The 20,802-nt window shown below is 65.1% G+C and carries 20 protein-coding genes; 7 read left to right on the plus strand and 13 right to left on the minus strand.

Translation table 11 applies throughout. The annotated features are described in order from the left end of the window. Positions 1-4: 4 nt before the first annotated feature. Positions 5-1,168 carry a methionine adenosyltransferase gene (gene metK / locus BSY238_RS07380; RefSeq protein WP_069038560.1) on the plus strand — a complete coding sequence of 388 codons (1,164 nt, stop codon included), beginning with the start codon at positions 5-7 and terminating at the stop codon, positions 1,166-1,168. A gap of 75 nt (positions 1,169-1,243) precedes the next feature. On the opposite strand, the gene BSY238_RS07385 is transcribed toward metK, so the two are convergent. The 4 genes from BSY238_RS07385 to pmbA are packed head-to-tail and all read right to left on the minus strand — an operon-like array spanning position 1,244 to position 6,380. Next, positions 1,244-2,317 (minus strand): hypothetical protein, encoded by a 1,074-nt coding sequence (locus BSY238_RS07385; RefSeq protein WP_069038561.1) that lies wholly within the window; start codon positions 2,315-2,317, stop codon positions 1,244-1,246. 7 nt (positions 2,318-2,324) lie between these two features. Continuing rightward, on the minus strand, positions 2,325-3,902 hold the full coding sequence (locus BSY238_RS07390) for an MBOAT family O-acyltransferase (protein ID WP_069038562.1): 1,578 nt from the start codon (positions 3,900-3,902) through the stop codon (positions 2,325-2,327). Between the two features lie 43 nt (positions 3,903-3,945). Beyond that, entirely contained in the window at positions 3,946-5,043 is a 1,098-nt protein-coding gene (locus BSY238_RS07395) for a TRAP transporter substrate-binding protein (RefSeq protein WP_069038563.1), read from the minus strand. Next, the gene (gene pmbA / locus BSY238_RS07400) at positions 5,040-6,380 is read right to left on the minus strand and encodes a metalloprotease PmbA (RefSeq protein WP_069038564.1); all 1,341 of its coding nucleotides are present in this window, start codon (positions 6,378-6,380) and stop codon (positions 5,040-5,042) included. Before pmbA ends, BSY238_RS07395 begins: the two co-directional genes overlap by 4 nt. A 124-nt stretch (positions 6,381-6,504) precedes the next feature. On the opposite strand from pmbA, the gene yjgA reads away from it, so the two are divergent. Both yjgA and mog read left to right on the plus strand, forming a co-directional pair. After that, positions 6,505-7,086 carry a ribosome biogenesis factor YjgA gene (gene yjgA / locus BSY238_RS07405; protein WP_069038565.1) on the plus strand — a complete coding sequence of 194 codons (582 nt, stop codon included), beginning with the start codon at positions 6,505-6,507 and terminating at the stop codon, positions 7,084-7,086. Further along, on the plus strand, positions 7,073-7,672 hold the full coding sequence (gene mog, locus BSY238_RS07410) for a molybdopterin adenylyltransferase (RefSeq protein WP_069038566.1): 600 nt from the start codon (positions 7,073-7,075) through the stop codon (positions 7,670-7,672). Before yjgA ends, mog begins: the two co-directional genes overlap by 14 nt. A gap of 191 nt (positions 7,673-7,863) precedes the next feature. Here mog and mtgA read toward each other — a convergent pair whose 3' ends face one another. Genes mtgA through BSY238_RS07425 form a run of 3 tightly spaced genes read right to left on the minus strand, consistent with a single transcriptional unit; the run spans position 7,864 to position 10,281 of the window. After that, a complete protein-coding gene (gene mtgA / locus BSY238_RS07415; protein ID WP_069040533.1) occupies positions 7,864-8,556 on the minus strand; it encodes a monofunctional biosynthetic peptidoglycan transglycosylase in 693 nt (230 codons plus the stop codon). A 14-nt stretch (positions 8,557-8,570) separates the two neighbouring features. Continuing rightward, the gene (gene aroE / locus BSY238_RS07420) at positions 8,571-9,404 is read right to left on the minus strand and encodes a shikimate dehydrogenase (RefSeq protein ID WP_069038567.1); all 834 of its coding nucleotides are present in this window, start codon (positions 9,402-9,404) and stop codon (positions 8,571-8,573) included. A 4-nt stretch (positions 9,405-9,408) separates the two neighbouring features. Then, on the minus strand, positions 9,409-10,281 hold the full coding sequence (locus tag BSY238_RS07425) for an energy transducer TonB (RefSeq protein WP_069038568.1): 873 nt from the start codon (positions 10,279-10,281) through the stop codon (positions 9,409-9,411). Between the two features lie 215 nt (positions 10,282-10,496). Here BSY238_RS07425 and BSY238_RS07430 point away from each other — a divergent pair, with 215 nt between their 5' ends. Continuing rightward, positions 10,497-11,321: an undecaprenyl-diphosphate phosphatase gene (locus tag BSY238_RS07430; RefSeq protein WP_069038569.1), complete on the plus strand. Its 825-nt coding sequence runs from the start codon at positions 10,497-10,499 to the stop codon at positions 11,319-11,321. Then, the gene (locus tag BSY238_RS07435) at positions 11,321-11,905 is read left to right on the plus strand and encodes a YqiA/YcfP family alpha/beta fold hydrolase (protein WP_069038570.1); all 585 of its coding nucleotides are present in this window, start codon (positions 11,321-11,323) and stop codon (positions 11,903-11,905) included. The genes BSY238_RS07430 and BSY238_RS07435 overlap by 1 nt, the downstream gene beginning before the upstream one ends. Positions 11,906-12,117: 212 nt before the next feature. Here BSY238_RS07435 and BSY238_RS07440 read toward each other — a convergent pair whose 3' ends face one another. Next, on the minus strand, positions 12,118-13,587 hold the full coding sequence (locus tag BSY238_RS07440; RefSeq protein ID WP_190295067.1) for a hypothetical protein: 1,470 nt from the start codon (positions 13,585-13,587) through the stop codon (positions 12,118-12,120). 165 nt (positions 13,588-13,752) lie between these two features. On the opposite strand from BSY238_RS07440, the gene BSY238_RS07445 reads away from it, so the two are divergent. Continuing rightward, positions 13,753-14,547 (plus strand): thymidylate synthase, encoded by a 795-nt coding sequence (locus BSY238_RS07445; RefSeq protein WP_069038572.1) that lies wholly within the window; start codon positions 13,753-13,755, stop codon positions 14,545-14,547. 62 nt (positions 14,548-14,609) lie between these two features. Further along, the gene (locus BSY238_RS07450; protein WP_236952621.1) at positions 14,610-15,038 is read left to right on the plus strand and encodes a dihydrofolate reductase; all 429 of its coding nucleotides are present in this window, start codon (positions 14,610-14,612) and stop codon (positions 15,036-15,038) included. Positions 15,039-15,104: 66 nt separating this feature from the next. Here BSY238_RS07450 and BSY238_RS07455 read toward each other — a convergent pair whose 3' ends face one another. The 5 genes from BSY238_RS07455 to BSY238_RS07475 form a co-directional block, all read right to left on the minus strand. Continuing rightward, positions 15,105-17,357 (minus strand): arginine/lysine/ornithine decarboxylase, encoded by a 2,253-nt coding sequence (locus BSY238_RS07455; protein ID WP_069038573.1) that lies wholly within the window; start codon positions 17,355-17,357, stop codon positions 15,105-15,107. A 159-nt stretch (positions 17,358-17,516) separates the two neighbouring features. Then, positions 17,517-18,185 (minus strand): PEP-CTERM sorting domain-containing protein, encoded by a 669-nt coding sequence (locus BSY238_RS07460; RefSeq protein ID WP_069038574.1) that lies wholly within the window; start codon positions 18,183-18,185, stop codon positions 17,517-17,519. 155 nt (positions 18,186-18,340) lie between these two features. Beyond that, complete coding sequence (gene dcd, locus BSY238_RS07465; RefSeq protein ID WP_069038575.1) at positions 18,341-18,907, minus strand: dCTP deaminase; 567 nt, start codon at positions 18,905-18,907, stop codon at positions 18,341-18,343. 122 nt (positions 18,908-19,029) lie between these two features. Further along, positions 19,030-20,304 (minus strand): NAD(P)/FAD-dependent oxidoreductase, encoded by a 1,275-nt coding sequence (locus BSY238_RS07470; protein WP_069038576.1) that lies wholly within the window; start codon positions 20,302-20,304, stop codon positions 19,030-19,032. Next, a complete protein-coding gene (locus BSY238_RS07475) occupies positions 20,301-20,672 on the minus strand; it encodes a c-type cytochrome (RefSeq protein WP_223300310.1) in 372 nt (123 codons plus the stop codon). The genes BSY238_RS07470 and BSY238_RS07475 overlap by 4 nt, the downstream gene beginning before the upstream one ends. Positions 20,673-20,802 lie beyond the last annotated feature (130 nt).

The raw sequence follows: 20,802 nt of genomic DNA on the forward strand, positions 1-20,802 counted from the left end.
ACGCATGTCAGATTACCTCTTCACGTCGGAATCGGTTTCAGAAGGTCACCCGGACAAGGTGTCCGACCAGGTGTCCGACGCCATCCTCGACGCCATCCTCGCGCAGGACCCGACCGCCCGTGTGGCCGCGGAAACGCTGTGCAACACCGGGCTCGTCGTGCTCGCGGGCGAAATCACCACCACGGCCAACGTAGATTACATCCACGTCACGCGCGATACGCTCAAGCGCATCGGCTACGACAACACCGAATACGGCATCGACTACAAGGGCTGCGCCGTGCTGGTGGCCTACGACAAGCAAAGCCCCGATATCGCGCAGGGCGTCGATCGCGCCAGCGATGACTACCTGAACCAGGGCGCCGGCGACCAGGGTCTGATGTTCGGCTACGCCTGCGACGAAACGTCGGTGCTGATGCCGATGGCCATCCACCTGTCGCACCGTCTGGTCGAGCGCCAGGCCCACCTGCGCAAGGACGGCCGCCTGCCCTGGCTGCGCCCGGACGCCAAGAGCCAGGTCACCCTCCGCTACGTCGACGGCAAGCCCGAGCGCATCGATACGGTCGTGCTGTCCACCCAGCACGCGCCCGACATGTCGCTCGAAGCCATCCGCGAGGCGGTGATCGAAGACGTGATCAAGCCGGTGCTGCCGCCGGAGCTGGTCAAGGGTGAAATCAAGTATCTGGTGAATCCGACCGGCCGCTTCGTCGTCGGCGGCCCGCAGGGTGACTGCGGTCTGACCGGCCGCAAGATCATCGTCGACACCTACGGCGGTGCCGCACCGCACGGCGGAGGAGCATTCTCCGGCAAGGACCCGTCCAAGGTCGATCGCTCAGCCGCCTACGCCGCTCGCTACGTGGCGAAGAACATCGTTGCCGCCGGCCTCGCTTCGAAGGCGTTGGTGCAGGTGAGCTACGCCATCGGCGTCGCCCAGCCGACTTCTATCATGGTGGACACCTTCGGCACCGGCAAGATTTCGAACGAAAAGCTGACCGAACTCGTGAAGCGCCACTTCGATCTGCGCCCGAAGGGCATCGTGCAGATGCTCGACCTGCTGCGTCCGATCTACCAGAAGACCGCCGCCTACGGCCACTTCGGCCGCGACGAGCCGGAATTCACGTGGGAAGCGATCGACAAGGCGGCCGCGCTGCGGGCTGACGCCGGTCTGTAAGCATTCCAGGCTGACCGACGGAAGACGAGGGCCGCGCATGCGGCCCTCGTCACGTCCGGCGTCCGCAGGTCCGCATCAGGGTGCTGCACCTTCCGGCCGGATCAGACCAGAGGACAGCAGATACTCATAGAGCGCGTCGGCGGCGATACGGTGCCCGGTTTCGCCCCAGTGCGAGTCGTTGGGAAGGTACGCGTCACGGCTGCCGGACGCGATCGCCTGCATCAGGCGTTCGCGCACCGGCGGCGCCGCAATGCCGCTTCGTTCGATCAGCGCGGGAATGAAGCCGGCAAAGCTCGGCCGGGTGCCGGCGACGTACCCGGAATAGGCGGACAGCTTGCCCGGCGCGTACAGCACGACGAAGGGCGCGCCCAGTTCCCGCTCGACGAAGGTCTTCAGGTTGCGCAGCCCGCATGCCATCTTCTCGATCTCAAGCGAACGCCAGTCGTCGGCTGGCACGTCGTAGCCGTAGACCAGCAGCGTCTGGTCACGGCTGCTGAACAGATCACCCCTTGTCAGCGGCAGCAGGCGGATGCGCGCCGGGTTCGTGTTCCAGAAACCGTTCAGCTTGATCACGTGCATCGCCTGGTCGATGCGCGGCTTCATGTCGCCGCCCCAGGTCGTGCGCCGCTCGTACACTTTCGAGCGATACGGCACGGGATGAACGGGCAGCGGTGCCCAGCGCCTCTCCTGCGGCAGCGCGCAGTCTCCCGCATAGCGCGGCAGATGATCCGGCAGGCTCAGTTCGGCGCTCTGGTAGATCACCAGCTTCGGTGGATCGCGGCGGATTGCCGGATCGGACAGCAACTTGTCGGCCGGCTGTCCGCGCAGGTGATAAACGAGCAGATCCAGGCCGGTGCGTGCAATGAAGTGGTTCTGCCAGCCGAAGCCATGCCCGGACTGATGCGAAAACGAGTCACCGATGACCAACACCTGGGCGCTCACGACCGGCTGGCCCGGCTTGCGGTAGCGCACCAGTTCCGGATCGAAGCGAGCCTTCTGCCCCCGCCAGCCGAAATCGTGCTCGGCCAGCCCGCCGACCCGCGTCAGGTCGCCGCTCACCGGTTCCTGCGTCACGACGAGATGGATGACCACGGCGAGAAAGCAGGCGAGCAGCCCGAGCAGCACGATGTTGTAGGTGCGCGCGCTCATCGCCCGGTCAGAACTGGAAGTACAGGAATTCGCTGACCCGGGTCATCCAGGTCAGGCTCCACACCAGTGCGATCGCCGTAACCAGCACGCTCGCCGGCCCCGGCGCCCAGACCGGAAAACGCGGAGCGCCGCGCTCCGGCGAAAGGTGGTCGGGCAACAGCACCGCAGAATGGCGGCGCAACAGCTGGTTGCTGTTGGGCGCGGCGAACACGATGACCAGCAGCACACCCATCCACGGCAATCCGTCGGCCCAGAAAACCAGATTGTTCGGAAAGCCGCCGTCGAAGTTCAGCCCGAACTTCTGCGTCGCCCACGGCGCGAGCGACCTGACCGGCGCGGCGAGCCCGGACGGCAGTCCGATGCCGTTCAGCCCTGCCATCGATGACAGTACGGACCGCGCGGTGTCGATATTCGCCGCGCGGAAAGGCACCCAGGCCACGACCACCGCGACGAAGGTGAGCAGACCGGCAGCGCATCGCGCGGCCCGGCCGCCGGCGCCGGGCGCGAACCCGCAGCGGCGCAGCAGCGCATGCCACAGGTGGTTGATGACCAGATAGGCGCCGTGCAGCGCACCCCACAGCACGAAGGTCCAGCCGGCACCGTGCCACAGACCGCCGAGCAGCATGGTGATCATCAGATTGACATGGCGGCGCCACGGCCCGTGCCGGTTGCCGCCCAGCGGAATATAGAGGTAGTCGCGCAGGAAGCGCGACAGCGTCATGTGCCAGCGCCGCCAGAAATCGATGATGTTGACCGCCTTGTACGGGCTGTGGAAATTCGCCGGCAGCCGGATGCCGAACATGAGCGCGAGGCCGCACGCCATGTCCGAATAGCCGGAAAAGTCGAAATAGAGTTGCAGCGTGTAGGCCAGCGTGCCCAGCCAGGCCTCGAAGAAGCTCAGGGTCGTGCCGCTCGCCGCGGCTGCGAACGCGGGCGAGGCATAGACCGCCATACCGTCGCCCAGCACCACCTTCTTGAACAGTCCGATCGCGAACAGCGTCAGGCCCATGGCCAGTTTCAGGTGATCGAGCCGGAACGCCCCGGGCCGGGCGAACTGCGGCAGCACCTCCCGGTGATGCACGATGGGACCGGCGATGAGTTGCGGAAAGAAGGTCACGAAAAGGCAGTAGTGGCTGAAGCTGTATTCGCGCGTGTCGCCGCGATAGGCATCGACCAGATAGGCGATCTGCTGAAAGGTGTAGAAGGAAATGGCCAGCGGCAGCACGATGGCGCCGATCGACCCGTCGAACCCGGTCACCTTGCCGAGCGAATCGACGAAGAAGTTCGCGTACTTGTAATAGGCGAGCAATCCGAGGTTCAGCAGCAGGCCGGCGACGAGCCAGGCCTTGCGCCCGCCCGGCTGCGGCGCATCGGGCACCAGCTTTCGGCCGAGCCAGAAGTTTGCCGCCAGCGATGCGCACAGCAGACCCAGATAGAGCGGATTCCACCAGCCGTAGAAGAACAGCGATGCTGCCACCAGCCACACGATGGCCGCCTCGGTCCAGCCGCGCGACCCGAGCAGGTAGAACACGATCAGCACGACCGGCAGGAAGGCCAGGATGAATTCGTAAGAGTTGAACAGCATTGCGGTGCGCGCGGTCGTTCAGCTCGATGGAGTGTCCGGTGGCTCAGGGCGCTGCGGGCGAGTCGACCGGGTGCCGTCCGGCGAATGCATCGACGCTGTTCTCCGATATCCGCGTCCACAGGTGCTGTTCCGAGCGGAAGCGGTTCCAGGGCTCGAACACCTTGCGAAAACCCGCATTGGACGCGGCCAGTTCGCGGTACAGCGCGAACGACTCCTTCTGACAGGCGAGCAGGATGTCGCGCGAGAACATGCGCAGTTGCGCCCCGCCCGCGATCAGCTTCTTCATCGCCGCCGGATTGCGCGCGTCGTAGCGTGCCTGCATGCCGACATGCGCGGCCGCGCAGGCGGCTTCGAGAATGTGCCGATATTCTTCCGGCAAGGCTTCGTGTGCCTGCCGATTCACATAGATGCTCAACTGCGGCCCGGCTTCAGCCCAGCCGGGGTAGTAGTAATAGGGCGCGACCTTGTAGAAGCCGAGTTTCAGATCGTCGTACGGCCCGACCCATTCGGCGGCGTCGATCGCACCCTTTTCCAGCGCCGGATAGACGTCGGAGCCCGGAATCTGCTGCGGCACCACGCCCAGCCGGGTCACGACCTGACCGGCCAGCCCGCCGACCCGCATCTTCAAACCCTTCAGATCGGCAACGGTGCGGATTTCGCGCCGGAACCAGCCGCCCATCTGCGCCCCGGTGTTGCCGCATGGGAAGTTGACGATGTTGTAGCCGGCGAACAGTTCGCGCATCAGCGCCATGCCGCCGCCGTCGAGCAGCCACGCGCTCTGCTGGCGACTGTTCAGGCCGAACGGCATCGCGCAGTCGAAGGCGAAGGTCGGGTCCTTGCCGATGTAGTAATAGGACGCGGAATGACCGCACTCGACCGTGCCTTCGCGCACCGCGTCGAGCACGCCGAACGGTGGCACCAGTTCGTTGGCGGCGAATACCTGGATCTGGAAGCGGCCACCGGTCGCGGCACTGACCTGCTGCGCCACCTGCTCGGCGGCGGGAAACAGCGCATCGAGCCCCTTCGGAAAGCTCGACGCCAGCCGCCAGCGGATCGCCGGCTGCGCGCCGACCACGGCCGGCGCGGCCAACAGCGCGGCGGGCGCCGCCTGCAGGAAGGACCGCCGCCCGCGCGCGCTCACGCGCCGGCTATCCTCATGCGGTCGATCAGGATCGAGCCGCACTGTTTCGAGCCGCGCACCAGCGTGTCGGCCCCCACTTCCTTGATGCCCATGTACATGTCGCGCAGATTGCCGGCGATGGTGATTTCCTGCACCGGATGGGCGATCTGGCCATTTTCGATCCAGTAGCCGGCGGCGCCCCGCGAATAGTCGCCGGTGACGTAATTGACGCCGTGCCCCAGCAATTCGGTCACCAGCAGGCCGCGTTTGATCGAGCCGATCATGTCCGCCAGGCTGCGCGTGCCCGGCTTGACGATGAGGTTATGCGAGCCGCCGGCGTTGCCGGTGGTCTGCATGCCCAGCTTGCGCGCCGAATAGGTGCTGAGGAAGTATCCGTTGAGCACGCCGTCCTGCACGATTTCGCGGTCATGTGTCGCCACGCCGTCGTCGTCGAACATGCCGGAGCCCATGGCGCGCGGCAGGTGCGGCCGTTCGGCGATGCTGATCAGCGGCGAGAAGATCTGCTTGCCCAGGCTGTCGAGCAGGAAGGACGACTTGCGGTACAGCGAGCCGCCGCTGGCGGCCTGCACGAAATGGCCGATCAGGCCGATGGCCAGCGGCGCTTCGAACAGCACCGGCACCCGCGTGGTCCTGACGCGCCGTGCGCCCAGCCGCGCCAGCGCACGCTCTGCGGCATAGCGGCCGATGGCTTCAGGTGACGGCAGATCGGCCGCCGACCGCTGGCTGGCGTACCAGTCCTCGCGCTGCATGGCGTCGCCCTCGCCGGCGATGACCGAACAGGTGATGTACTGACGCGAACTCGAGTAACCCGCCATGAAGCCCAGACTGTTCGCTGAAATGAACTGAGACTGCTGGGCCGACACGGAACCGCCTTCCGAATTGCGGACATCCGGCGAGGTGGCGAACGCGGCATCCTCGCAGCGTTTGGCGATCTCGATCGCCTGTTCGACCGGCAGCTCCCACGGGTGGTACAGATCGAGGTCGCGGAATTCGGTCGCCAGCAGGGATTTGTCCGGCAGGCCGGCGCAGTCGTCTTCGGCGGTGAAGCGGGCGATCGACAGCGCCGCGTCGACCGAAGCTCGCAGTGCGTCGCGCGAAAAATCGCTCGAACTGGCGTAACCCTTGCGCTGGCCGACATAGACGGTGACGCCGATGCCCTTGTCGCGGTTGTATTCGATCGTTTCGACCTCGCCACGGCGCACCGTGACCGACTGGCCGAAGCCTTCGGACACATCGACCTCGGCCGCGGTGGCGCCGCCGGCACGTGCATGGTCCAGCAGATCCTGCGCAATGTCGCGCAGGCTGTCATCGGTATAGCTGAAACCCTGTCGGGACATGGGGGCCTATCTCGCAGTGAAATCGGGTGGGGAATCCGCAGCCGCCTCGCCTCGCCATGGCGTTGCACGAGCGGGTTGCGGCAAAGCTGCAATAATAGCCGCTTGCCACGCTTCGCCCCGCCCCATGCGCCCGAAATCCATATCGACCCACGACATCCCCGACGACGAGCCGCAGTACGACGGCCCGAGCAAGAGCCAGAAGAAGCGCGACTCGCATGCGCTGCAGGACATCGGCGAACAACTGGTCGCGCTGTCCGACACGCAATTGAAGCGCATCGACCTGCCGGACAACCTGCGCCGCGCGATCGAGGAAACGCGCCGCACGCGCAGCCGCGAAGGGCTGCGCCGGCAGATGCAGTATGTCGGAAAGGTGATGCGCAACATCGATACCGCACCGCTGATCGAGGCGCTCGATGCCATACGCGGCGTATCCGCCCGCGCGGTCGCACGCGAACAGATGCTGGAGCGCATGCGCGAGCGGCTGATCGCCGACGAACAGGTGCTGGGCGACATCGCCGCGCAGTGGCCGGACGCCGATCTGACCCAGCTGCGCACATTGCGCCGCAACGCGCTGCGCGAAACCGAACTGGACAAGCCGCCACGAGCGTTCCGCGAAATCTTCCGCGTGCTGCGCCAGCTCGACCGTGCCGGTACGCCGGACACCACCGAAACTGCAGAGGATGAACACGACGATGAGCAAGGATGATGATCTGCTGACCGTGGGCCTGGTGTCGGTGTCAGACCGCGCCTCGTCCGGCGTCTATCAGGACCAGGGCATTCCGGCGCTGCAGGACTGGCTGTCCGCAGCACTGAAGACGCCGGTCGCCTTCGAAACCCGGCTGATTCCGGACGAACAGCCGGTGATCGAGGCGACGCTGATCGAACTGTGCGACAGCGCCGGCTGCGATCTGGTGCTGACCACCGGCGGCACCGGCCCGGCGCCGCGCGACGTGACACCGGATGCCACCGCGGCGGTGGCGCACAAGCTGATGCCCGGCTTCGGCGAACAGATGCGCCAGATCAGCCTGCGCTTCGTGCCGACCGCCATCCTGTCGCGCCAGACCGGCGCCATCCGCGGCCGGACGCTCATCCTGAACCTGCCCGGGCAGCCGAAATCGATCCGGGAAACGCTGGAAGGCGTGAAGGATGCAGACGGCACCCAGATCGTGCCCGGCATCTTCGCCGCCGTGCCCTACTGCATCGACCTGATCGGCGGGCCCTACATCGAAACCGACGAAGCCGTGGTGAAGGCCTTCCGCCCGAAATCCGCGATCCGGCCGCCCAGAGCCTGAAGGTCGCCGCGCACCTTCGGTCGTCAGCCGCCACACGGCGGAGCGGCCCCTGTGGGAGCGGCGGCCCCGCCGCGATGCGCACTCTGCAAGATGATGGTCACTGCACGATGATGGTCACTGCACTATCGCGGCGGGGTCGCCGCTCCCACAGAGACGCCGCGCGCAAAAAGCGGTCGCGCCCGACCCTGCCGCTAAGGCACCTGCGAGTAGTGCATGCGCGCGGCGACGCGCGAGGCGTGTGCCGCGAGGCGCGGGCCGAAGGTTTTTTCGTACTTGCGCGGGTTGGGCAGCATGACGGCCAGCCGTGCCGCCTGATCCGGCCCGAGCTTTGCCGCCGACACGCGGTAGTAGCGCTGCGCGGCCGCTTCGGCGCCGAACACACCGTCGCCCCATTCCACCACGTTCAGATAGATTTCCAGAATGCGCCGCTTGTCCATCACCGCTTCCATCATGAAGGTGATGGCCGCCTCCTGCCCCTTGCGCAGATAGCTGCGGCTCGGGCTGAGGAACAGGTTCTTTGCCAGCTGCTGGCTGATGGTCGAGCCACCGGCCACCGCGCGGCCCTTCTTGCGGTTCTTTTCCATCGCCTTCTGGATGCCTTCCCAGTCGAAGCCTTCGTGATCGACGAAGCCATCGTCCTCGGCAGCGATCACGGCGCGCTTCAGGTGTACCGATATGCGGTCATACGGCACCCACTGCTTGCGCAGCTGCGCGTCGGGCTGACGCTCGCGCAGCTCGGACAGGCGCAGCGACATGAAGCGGGTTTCGTCCGGATTGAATTTCGTCCACCACAGCAGGTGGCCGAAAATCCACAGCTGATAGGCCAGCGCAAGCAACACCGCAGCGGCCAGCAGCCATTTCAGCAGGCGAAGGAAGCGAAGCATGGCGGGGGCGACGCTCAGGCGAGCGGCGGCGTTGCCGCGCGCAGCATGTCGCGCACCGGCGCCGTGTCCGGCCGCACGCCGCGCCAAAGCGCGAAAGCTTCGGCCGCCTGCTCGACCAGCATGCCCAGGCCGTCGGACAGCGTGCTGGCCCCCTGCACGCGCGCCTGTTTCAGAAAGGCGGTCAGGCCACGGCCATAGACCATGTCGTACGCAAGGCTGCCCGGCGCGTACAGCCCTTGCGGCAGCGGCGGCGCCTGGTCGCTCAGACTTGCGCTGGTGGCGTTGATCACGATGTCGTACGGCGCGTCGGCAGCGTCCTGCCAGCCACCGGCGGCAAGCGCGGCACGGGTGTCGTGGCCGGCGAAGTGCGCTTCGAGGCCCCGCGCCTTGTCGGCGGTGCGGTTGGCGATGAACAGGCGCGCCACGCCGGCATCGAGCAGTGGCAGCACGACACCGCGCGCGGCGCCGCCGGCACCGAGCAGCAGCACGCGCGCGCCGTTGAGCCGGCTGCCGAGCCATTCGAGGTCGCGCACCAGCCCGGCGCCGTCGGTGTTGTCGCCGAGCACTTGCTCGTCGAACACGAAAGTATTGACTGCACCAGCCAGGCGCGCCCTTTCGGTCAGCGTATCCGCCAGCCGCCAGGCTTCTTCCTTGAACGGCACCGTGATGTTCATGCCGCGCCCGCCCTCGGCACGAAACCGTTCGACGGTGGCGGCGAAACCCTCCAGCGGTGCCAGCAGCGCTTCGTAAATCATGTCCTGCCCGGTCTGCGCGGCGAAGGCAGCGTGGATGGCGGGTGACTTGCTGTGCGAAATGGGGTGACCCACCACGGCGTAACGGTCTGGCATCGGGCTAACGTGCTTCCAGCTGGTCGCCCTGGGTGAAGCTCCAGGTGCGGGTGATGGACAGGATTTCGAAGTCGCGCTTGATATCCGGTGAAAACGGCGCATAGGGTGCGGCCATGCGCACGATGCGCTGCGCCGCTTCGTCGAGCAGCGGCTGACCGGACGAGCGGCTGACGTAGATCTGTTCGATTTCGCCGTCGGAACGTATCTCCACTGTCAATGTGAGGTTGCCGTAGATGCGGCCGCGCGCCGCGCTCGGGTAGTTCAGGTTGCCGATGCGCTCGACCTTCTGCCGCCAGTCCTCGATGTACTGCGCGAAGCGGTACTCCTGCGTGCGCGCGCCGACGAACTTCTTGCGCGGCCGCTTGTTGTAGTCATCCACATTGCGCGCGATTTCGGCTTCGAGCCGCGCCATCGCCATGGCGCGCGCAGCGAGGTCGGCGCCGGTCGGCAGCGGCACGGCCTGCGGCGTCGGCTCCGGCTGCTCGACCCGACGCTCTTCCTCCTTCACCTCGGTTCTGGCCTGCGCCTCGGCCAGCAGCTTCTGCTGCAGCGCTTCGAGTTCCTGCACGCGGCTTTGCGTGCTGACCAGCTGATCACCGGCCTGGTCGCGCTTGCTTGCGGGCAGCGGCGTCTTGGCGCGGCGGTCCTGATCGGTATTGCCACCCCCATCGAGACTGGCTTGAGCCAGCGCCTGCGGATCGACCGGCTTCTGCTTGCCGCGCGCATTGACCAGCACCACTTCCAGCGGCTGATCGACCGCCTTCTGCTTCGGCTTGAGGTCGGGCGCGAAATTGATCGCCAGCACGAAGCCATGCACCAGAATCGACACTGCGATGCCGATGGCGAGCGGCGGGAGCGCCGGCTCCGCTGCGGTCATGGCGGCTGGCCGAACGCTGGTGAGCACCGCCCTCTCGGGCGTGGCCGCGGACTTCGGGCGGGTGCGGGCGGCAGCGCTTTTTCGTGGCATGGGGCGGGATTTTACAGGCGGCCGGTGAAATACCGCCGCCCGGCAGGAAATGAGACAACGCGGTGTCGCCAGCGTGTCACGACGGGCGCCCTATAATCGCCGGTCTTTCGTGTGCAGCAGACTCCATGGATCCATTGCTGATCAAGGCCTTCATCCTCGGCATCATTGAAGGTCTGACCGAGTTCCTGCCCATTTCCAGCACCGGCCACCTGATCATCGCCGGCAGCCTGCTCGGTTATACCGACGACACCAGTCGCGTGTTCAAGATCGTCATCCAGCTGGCTGCGATACTGGCGATCTGCTGGGAATACCGGCGCAAGCTCATCGATGTCGGCAGCGGCGTGCTGGCACGCGACCCGCAGGCCAACCACTTCGTGACGCTGGTGCTGATCGCCTTCATGCCTGCGGCAGTACTCGGCTTCCTGCTGCACGGCGTGATCAAGGCCTATCTGTTCAACCCGCTGACCGTGGCGGGCGCATTGATCGTCGGCGGCGTGCTCATCCTGCTGATCGAGCGGCGCAATCACCAGCCGCGCTACGAAACCGTGGAAGACATGGACTGGCGTGCCGCGCTCAAGGTGGGTTTCGCCCAGTCCGTGGCGATGTTCCCCGGCGTGTCGCGTTCGGGTGCGACCATCATGGGCGGCCTGATCTTCGGCCTGTCGCGCCGCGCGGCGACCGAATTCAGCTTCTTTCTCGCCATTCCGACCATGTTCGCGGCCACCGCCTACGACGTGTACAAGAACTGGGCGCTGCTGCGTGCCGAAGATCTGCCGGTGTTCGCGACCGGCTTCGTGGCGTCCTTCCTGGCCGCCTTCTTCAGCGTGCGCTGGCTGCTGCGCTACATCTCCACCCACACTTTCGAGGTGTTCGCCTGGTACCGCATCGCCTTCGGCATCATCGTGCTGCTGACGGCAGCCGGCGGCTGGGTGGACTGGGCGGATCACTGATGCGGAAGCTGATCTATCTGCACGGTTTCCGCTCCGGCCCACAGTCTGTCAAGGCGGTGCAGTTGCGCGCCCACCTTGCGCGCCAGGGTCAGGCCGGCGACCTGTGGTGCGAACAGTTGCCACCCGGCCCGCTCGACGCAATCGCGCTGATCGAGTCGGTGCTGTGCCCCGCGGTGGCGGACGGCGATGAGGTTGCGCTGGCCGGATCGTCGCTGGGCGGCTTCTATGCGCTGCATCTGGCGGAAAAGCACGGCCTGCATGCGGCGCTGATCAACCCGGCCGTGGTCGCACCGAAATCGCTCGGCGACTATGTCGGCGAACATGAGCACATGTATACAGGCGAGGTGTTCCGCTTCGAGCAGGAACATGTCGAACAACTGGCGGAGCTGGACGTTGCGGCCGTCACCCGGCCGGAACGTTACCTGGTGCTGCTGGAAACCGGCGACGAGGTACTGGACTGGTGGCAGGCGGTGCTGAAGCTGCGCGGCGCGAACCTGGTCGTCCATGCCGGTGGCGACCACAGCCTGCAGAGCTTCGCGAAAGAACTTCCTCGGATGACCGAATTCCTGCTGCCGGATCGCTGAGGGCGATTACAGCTTGTTGGGCATCGCTGGCGCTCACCCCAACCTACGGGGCGATGGGGCGACGCGACGTACGGAAGCCTGATTGTTGGGCATCGCTGCGCTCACCCCAAACCGACAGGGGATGGGCAACGTGACTGCCGGCGAAAGCATTCGCTGCCGTAGGTTGGGGTGAGCGCAGCGATGCCCAACACCCGCCCCCTACAAAGGCCGCGCTACCGAAAGTCGCTGACGCGGAATCGGGCGAGATCGAAGTTGGCGCCACGCTCGATCAGTTCGACCGGATCGAGCCTGACATGACGGCCGTTGATCGATGCGTGCAACGGGTATTCGGCCGAATAACCGGTGCCGTTGATCGCCAGGCGCACGACGGCGCCGGTGATCGGATCATCCAGCGCCACGGCTTCGCCGCTGTTGCGCTCGGAAAACACCTCGAGCGGGCGGGCAGTGGTCGACAGCGTTTCGATGCCGACCGTACCGCGTGCATCGCGGCCGCGCATGTATCGGCGCACGACACCGACCAGCCAGTTGTCTCCGCCCGACGGCTGCATGCCGACGAGCGAACCGACGCGCACCCATTCTGCGCTGGCAGTGGGTGCCGTGGCGCCGATGCCGCCAAGGCTGGCGTCGGACATTTCCCAGCGATAGATCACCGCCTCGTCGCGTGCGCCGCGCAGCACATGGTGCAGATGCTTGATGCCATTGGCGACCGCGAGCGCACCACCCAGCGTGTGGCGGCGGTACTGCCGGGTCGGCGGGTCGAGTGCCCAGTTTATCGACAGGTGACGCAGCAGCCGACCCAGCTGTTCCGGCGACGGCTCTTCATCGAAATGCAGCGAATCCGGCCATTCGCCGGCTTCGAGCTTGCGCGCCATCGCGAGTGCGGCATCTGCGGCCGCAATGCCGGAGAAGTAGCGGATGCCGTCGGTGGTGAGCGGTGCACGCACCAGTCGCAGCGGCGGAGCAGGCTGGTTGGCATCCAGCCAGTGCGTGGTGCCGCGCTCGACGGTGGACGCCATCGAAAAACGGGCCGCGAAATAACTGGTGAGCTGCTCGGCCAGTCGCACACCTGCCGGCACCAGACCTTCCGGCGCTGCCACATGCAGCGCTATCAGGCGCAGATACTCGCGTTCGACCGACGTCGCCGCTTCGTCGGCGGCGTTCACCACCTCGCGCACTTCGGCACCCGATGCCTGCGCGAGCAGGTAAGCCTGGCCGGCCACCTGCCACAGACCGGCGTCGACCGGACCATTGTGATAGACGTCCCACTTGAAGCGCTGGCGGCACGCCCGCACGGTGCGCGAGCCCAGGCGCGACAGGCCGCTGAGTACCGACGCCTGCGCCGGGTCGGACATGTAGCGATCGAGCGCGAATTCGTAGGCGGACGACAGGATGGACCAGAAGTCACGGCCGGTTCGCCACACCACGTCCTTGCCTTCGGGTTGCTCGACGTAGGCGCTGTCGAGCTTGCGCAGATGCGGCTGAGCACTGGAATCGAACTGATAGAGCAGATTGACGTGGTGCGCGATGTCGATATTGGCCGCTTCACTGACCGATTCGACCCAGCCGGTCAGTTCGTTGATGGCCAGATCGGGCTGCGCGGCGGCTATTTCGGCCAGCACACGGCGCAGCTCGGCCGGATTGCCGAGCACACTCGCCGGGGATGAAGAAAAGACACCGAACATACCTGCCACCTCCGCCGCTCGGGATGCGCCCCGATTGTACTGATCATCAATCGTCCGTCGGACGAAGCGCCATGCCTCGTCCGTACTGCATGCAGACCCCGCCGGAACCGCGCGCTGGACTACAATCCCGACCCTCTAGCGTAACGCGACTGCGCGATATTTTCCATGCGGCAATATCTCGACCTCATGCGCCATGTGCTCGAACAGGGCGCGCTCAAGACCGACCGCACCGGAACCGGCACCCGTTCGGTGTTCGGCTGGCAGATGCGTTTCAACCTCGCCGACGGCTTTCCGGTGTTGACGACGAAGAAACTGCACCTGCGCTCCATCATCGTCGAATTGCTGTGGTTCCTGCGCGGCGACACCAATATCGCCTGGCTGAAGGAAAACGGCGTCAGCATCTGGGACGAGTGGGCCGACGAAAACGGCGACCTCGGTCCGGTGTATGGCGCCCAGTGGCGCAGCTGGCCGACGCCGGACGGGCGCCACATCGACCAGATCGCCGAACTGGTCAAGGGCTTGCGCCAGAATCCGGATTCGCGCCGTCACATCGTCAGCGCGTGGAATCCGGCCAGCATCCCGTCCATGAAGCTGCCGCCCTGCCATGCGCTGTTCCAGTTCTACGTCGCCGACGGTGCATTGTCCTGCCAGCTGTACCAGCGCAGCGCCGACATATTTCTCGGAGTACCTTTCAATATAGCGAGTTACGCGCTGCTGACGATGATGATGGCCCAGGTATGCGGGCTCAAGCCCGGCGAATTCATCCACACGCTGGGTGACGCGCACCTGTACCTGAACCACGTCGATCAGGCCCGCGAACAGTTGTCGCGCGCGCCGCGGCCGCTGCCGGTGATGCACATCAACCCGGCGGTGACCGACCTGTTCGCGTTCGTGCCGGACGATTTCCGTCTCGACGGCTATGACCCGTGGCCGCACATCCCGGCGAAGGTGGCCGTGTGACGCCGCGCCTGTCGCTGATTGCCGCCCTGTCCGCCAATGGCGTGATCGGCCGCGACAACACCATGCCCTGGCACTTGCCGGAGGATCTGAAGCGCTTTCGCGCGCTGACGATGGGCCACCCGATGATCATGGGCCGCAAGACCTGGGATTCGCTCGGCCGGCCGTTGCCGGGTCGCACCAGCATCGTGGTCAGCCGGCAGCCCGGATTGTCGATTCCAGGTGCCATCGTCGTGCCGTCGCTGGCTGCGGCGCAACTGGCTGCGGCACAGGCTGAGGGCGGCGCGGACGCCTTCCTCATCGGTGGCGCCCAGCTGTACGCACTGGCGCTGCCGCATGTGCAACGGCTTCTGTTGACCGAAATCGCCGACCCGTTCGACGGCGATACGGTGTTTCCCGCGTTCGACCGCAGCGAATGGATCGAAACCGCCCGCGAAGCGGGCATCAGCAACAGCGGGCTGCACTACGCCTTCGTGGATTACGCACGGCGCTGAGCGACGGCGCGAAGCGGCGCCACGCCTGCACAGCCGACGACCCGGGCGTGCAGGCACCCACGGCGTTCAGTCGCGCACGCAATCGACCAGATAGTTGATCGTTTCGCCCTCGCCGTCGCCGACCAGACCGTGAATGTCGGTTTCGAAGCCCGGGAAGGCTCGATTGAATTCGCGTGCGAAGCGCAGGTAATTGACGATGGTGCGGTTGAAGCGCTCGCCCGGAATGAGCAGCGGAATACCCGGCGGATAGGGCGTCAGCAGCACGCTGGTGATGCGGCCTTCGAGGTCGTCGATCGGCACACGATCGATCTCGCGGTGCGCCATGCGCGCCCAGGCTTCGGCCGGCTTCATCGCCGGTTCCATCGGCGACAGATACATGTCGGTCGTCAGGCGCGCGATGTCGTGCTTCTTGTACATTTCGTGGATGCGCACGCACAGGTCGCGCAACCCGACGCGTTCGTAGCGTGAATGCGCTGCCACGAACTCCGGCATCACCTTCCACAGCGGTTCGTTGTTGTCGTAGTCGTCCTTGAACTGCTGCAGTTCGGTCACCAGCGTGTTCCAGCGGCCCTTGGTGATGCCGATGGTGAACATGATGAAGAAACTGTACAGCCCGGTCTTCTCGACGATGATGCCGTGCTCGGCCAGGTAGCGCGTCAGCATGCCGGCAGGAATGCCCCAGTCGGCAAAGTCACCATCGACGTCCAGGCCCGGCGTGATCACCGTCGCCTTGATCGGATCGAGCATGTTGAAGCCTTCGGCCAGATCGCCGAAGCCATGCCAGCGCTCGCCGGCGCGCAGCGTCCAGTCTTCGCGCGTACCCAGGCCCTCTTCCGCCAGATGTTCCGGACCCCACACCTTGAACCACCAGTCGGCGCCGAATTCCGCACCGACCTTGCGCATCGCACGGCGGAACTCGACTGCTTCGGCCAGTGACTCCTCGACCAGCGCGGTGCCGCCCGGCGGCTCCATCATTGCCGCCGCCACGTCGCACGACGCGATGATCGCGTACTGCGGGCTGGTGGACGTGTGCATCAGGTAAGCCTCGTTGAACACGTCGCGGTCGAGCGAGCGGGTCTGCGAATCCTGCACCAGGATCTGCGACGCCTGCGACAGGCCGGCCAGCAGCTTGTGCGTCGACTGCGTGGAAAAGATCATCGAATCCTTGCAGCGCGGCCGGCCTTCGCCGATGGCGTGGTAGTCGCCGTAGAAATCGTGGAAGGACGCGTGCGGCAGCCAGGCTTCGTCGAAATGCAGGGTATCGATCTCGCCGTCGAGCACGTCCTTGATGGCTTCCACGTTGTACAGGATGCCGTCGTAGGTCGATTGCGTGATGGTCAGGATGCGCGGCTTCTTGTTCGACACCTTGCGCGCAAACGGATTGGCCTCGATCTTCGCGCGGATCACGTCCGGACTGAATTCGGACAGCGGAATCGGGCCGATGATGCCGTAGTGATTGCGCGTCGGCGTCAGGAAGACCGGAATCGCGCCGGTCATGATGATGGAGTGCAGGATGGACTTGTGGCAGTTGCGGTCAACGACCACGATGTCGTCCTGCGCCACGGTCGAATGCCACACCATCTTGTTCGACGTCGACGTGCCATTGGTGACGAAGAACAGGTGGTCGGCGTGGAAGATGCGCGCCGCGTTGCGCTCCGACGCGGCCACCGGGCCGGTATGGTCGAGCAGCTGACCCAGTTCCTCGACCGCGTTGCACACGTCGGCACGCAGCATGTTTTCGCCGAAGAACTGATGGAACATGCGCCCGACCGGGCTTTTCAGGAAGGCGACGCCGCCGGAGTGGCCCGGGCAGTGCCAGGAGTAGGAACCGTCCTGCGCGTAGTGCACCAGCGCACGGAAGAACGGCGGCGGCAGTGAATCGAGATAGGCACGTGCTTCGCGCACGATGTAACGCGCGACGAATTCCGGCGTGTCCTCGAACATGTGGATGAAGCCGTGCAGCTCGCGCAGGATGTCGTTCGTGATGTGGCGCGTGGTGCGCGTTTCGCCGTACAGGAAGATCGGGATGTCGGCATTGCGACGGCGGATTTCCGCCACGAATTCGCGCAGGTTCTGCAGCACGGCCTGAATTTCCGCCGCACTGCCGCCGCCGAATTCCTCGTCGTCGATCGACAGGATGAAGGTCGATGCCCGGCTTTGCTGCTGCGCGAACGAGGTCAGGTCACCGTAGCTGGTGACCCCCAGTATCGTCAGACCTTCCTTCTCGATCGCCTCGGCCAGCGCACGGATGCCCAGGCCGGATGCGTTCTCGGAACGGAAGTCCTCGTCGATGATGATGATCGGAAACTCGAAGCGCATGGCGTCAACCTGTGTGGTGGCAGGAGCGCCCTGGCACGGCGCCCCGGGTTGCAGAGAACCTGCAATCCTGAGCGCGCGATGGTATCAGTTCGATGTCTCAAAACAATCCGGGCCGCACTGGGCGGCCCGGACGGGATGCTGCGGGTGCTGCGGATGCGGTCAGCCGAGGCGACGGCGGGCGACGGCACCGACGACCAGCAGGCCGGCAAGAATCATCGCGTACGACGCGGGTTCCGGCACCGGAGCAGCGACCGCGGTGTAGCTGTCGAGGAATTCGACGCGCACGCCGGTCGGGTTGCCGCTGCGATGCGCACTGTTGTTCACGAAGAAATCGATCGTGTTCAAGCCGGCAACGAAGCCTGTGCTGGCCGCAAACGAGGTCCAGCTGCTGAAGGACGAGCCGGTGGAAATGGTGCTGCCGTTGAAGACGACATAACCGCTGTTGTCCGACGCCCAGCGACCGGAAAATGCGGACGCTGCCGGGTCATAGCCGGTGAGATCGAAGCTGATCGACCACTTGTACAGGCCGGCCGACGACGGGTCGTAGCTCTGCGCCGCGTTGGCCGACGGCGTCAGCCAGACCGAATCCCAGTTGTTGGCAAGCCAGGAACCGAAAGGAAAGCCCGAACCGGTGGTCACGACGCCATAGCCATCGGTGCCGGTCGCCGTGCCGGCGAGGGCGGTGAAGCTGTAGCGGGTATCGGTCTGGCCGGCATCGAAGCCGGTACCGGTGTTTTCGAGGCCGTCGATCCAGGACACGTCGAGCGATGCAAAGGCGCCCGTCGAAACAATGGCAAGACTTGAAGCGAGAAGAAGATTCCTGAACATGACGGCTCCGCAGTGATTCGTGAAAGTGAGCGGAGTCTAGGTGGAGCGGTCAGCGCGGACTGTTCATAAAGTCACGTCGCTGCGCCGTGTAACGCTTGGTATCGATTCACGGCGAAACGCATGCAGAAAGCGTGCATTTGCGCACGAAAACAGCGTCAGATCTTGGGCAGCGTGACGCCGGTCTGCCCCTGATACTTGCCGCCACGGTCGCGATACGAAGTTTCGCACGGCTCGTCCGACTCGAAGAACAGCATCTGGGCCACGCCTTCGTTGGCGTAGATGCGGGCCGGCAGCGGCGTGGTGTTGGAGAACTCAAGCGTGACATGGCCTTCCCATTCGGGTTCGAGCGGGGTCACATTCACGATGATGCCGCAGCGCGCATAGGTGCTTTTGCCGAGGCAAACGACCAGGACATTGCGCGGCACGCGGAAGTACTCGACCGTGCGCGCCAGCGCGAAAGAGTTCGGCGGAATGATGCAGGATTCGCTGTTCATCTCGACGAATGAATTCGGATCGAAGGTCTTCGGGTCGACGATGGTCGAGTTGATGTTCGTGAACACCTTGAATTCGGCCGCGCAGCGCACGTCGTAACCGTAGCTCGAGGTGCCGTAGGACACGATGCGCCGGCCATCGACCTCGCGCACCTGACCGGCCTCGAACGGCTCGATCATCCGGTGTTCCTCGGCCATGCGGCGTATCCAGCGATCGGACTTGATGCTCATTTGCGTGCTTTCTGCCTTGGGCGATCTGCAAAGGAACGCGATTGTATCTCTGGCGGCCAGATGCAAACGGCCCCGATCATCCGGAGATGACCGGGGCCGCGCAACGATACGTCGACGTCTGATCAGGTCAGCATGTCGGCCCAGATGTTGCGCGCCCAGGCGAGCGCGTACTTGCCTTCCATCTCGGTCGGTGCTGCCGACAACCCCCCTGCGCCCTTGACCGGCTGGGGCTGTTTGGTCGCCGCATCGTACGGATGCACGGATGCCACGTGCACCACGTTCGTCGCATCGACGAAGCTGTAGCAGGTGTTCATCACCAGCGGCGCGTCGGATGGCGGCTGCCCGGACATCAGGTTGATGATGGCCGCCGCCGCGACCTTGGCGTGCTGGTTGGCCATGTGACCGGACTTGGGCATCGTCGGAGCCGGGAAGATGGCATCGCCCAGCACGTGGATGTTCGGCGTGCTGGTGGACTCCATCGTCAGCCAGTTGATGTCGACCCAGCGGTTGTTGATGAGCTTCAGGCCGGACTTGGCGGCGATGTCGCCCGCGCGCTGCGGCGGTACGACGTTGAGCACGCTCGCCTTGACCTGGTCGAACTCAAGGATGGCGGTACGATTGCCGGCATCGACATCGCGCAACTCGCTCTGCGGCCGATACTCGACCATGCCGTTGTAGCTGTCAGCCCAGGCCTTCGTGAACAGACCCTTCTTCGACACGATTTCCTCGTTGGCGTCCAGCACCAGCACCTTGGATTTCGGCTTTTTCTGTTTCAGGTAATGGGCAACCATGCAGGCGCGCTCATACGGCCCGGGCGGGCAGCGATAAGGTGCCTTCGGGATGGTCATCGCGAAAACGCCGCCATCGGGCATCGCTTCAAGTTGCTTGCGCAGCGCCACCGTCTGCGGACCGGCCTTCCACGCATGCAGCACGCTGTCCTTCGCCGCTGCCGAAGCCATGCCGGGCAGCGACTCGTACATGAAGTCAACGCCCGGCGACAGCACCAGTCGGTCGTAGGCGAGGTCGCCGCCGCGGGCCAGCCTGATCATGCGCTTCTCGGCGTCGACCGCCGTCACGTCATCCTGCACCACGGTGATGCCGTACTTTGCGAGCCCTTCATAGCCGATCGTGATGTCCGACAGTTGCTTCTCACCGGCAAGCACGAGATTGGAGATCGGGCAGGACACGAACGCGGCGTTGCGCTCGACCAGCGTGACGCGGATGCCGCCTTCGCTCCACATCGAGATGTATTTTGCGGCGGTCGCACCGCCGTAGCCGCCACCGACCACGACGACATGACCCTTGGCACCCTTGCCGGCGCCAGCGCAGCCGTAAAGTGCCGCCATGGCGGACAGGCCGAGCGTGCCCTTGATGAATCCACGACGCGCTGTGGTCATTTGGCACCTCCGACCGGTGTGCGCGACGCAAAATAGTCTGCAATGAGGTCAAGCTGGCTGTCCGTGTAGCCCTTGGACAGCTGATGCATGATGGTCGCCGGCTTGGCGCCACTGCGGAATTCATTGATCAGGCCGAGCATCTTGGCTTTCGACATCCCTGCAAGGCCAGGAATGCCGCCGGCGCTGTTGCCGTCGGTGCCGTGGCAGTTGGCGCACGTGGCTGCAAGATTGCGGCCGAGGTTCGGATCGGCGGCCTGGGCACAGGCCATTGAGAGGCCGAGCCACAGCAGCGCCGTGCCCGCCAGTTTCTTTTTCAAAATGTTCTCCTCCGTGGAATCTTCGTGGTAATCCGGGCACGCCTGTTCCACGTCTGCCGTGAAGAACCTTGCGAGCTAACGACACGCTAGACAAAAACGCGTCGCGTCTCAAGTAGAAAAAATAATAAACTTGTTCTTGACCATATGCGCATTTGCGCATATGTTTGATTTCAACAAGGAC

Origin of the sequence: Methyloversatilis sp. RAC08 (assembly GCF_001713355.1) — a bacterium.
Taxonomy (GTDB): domain Bacteria; phylum Pseudomonadota; class Gammaproteobacteria; order Burkholderiales; family Rhodocyclaceae; genus Methyloversatilis.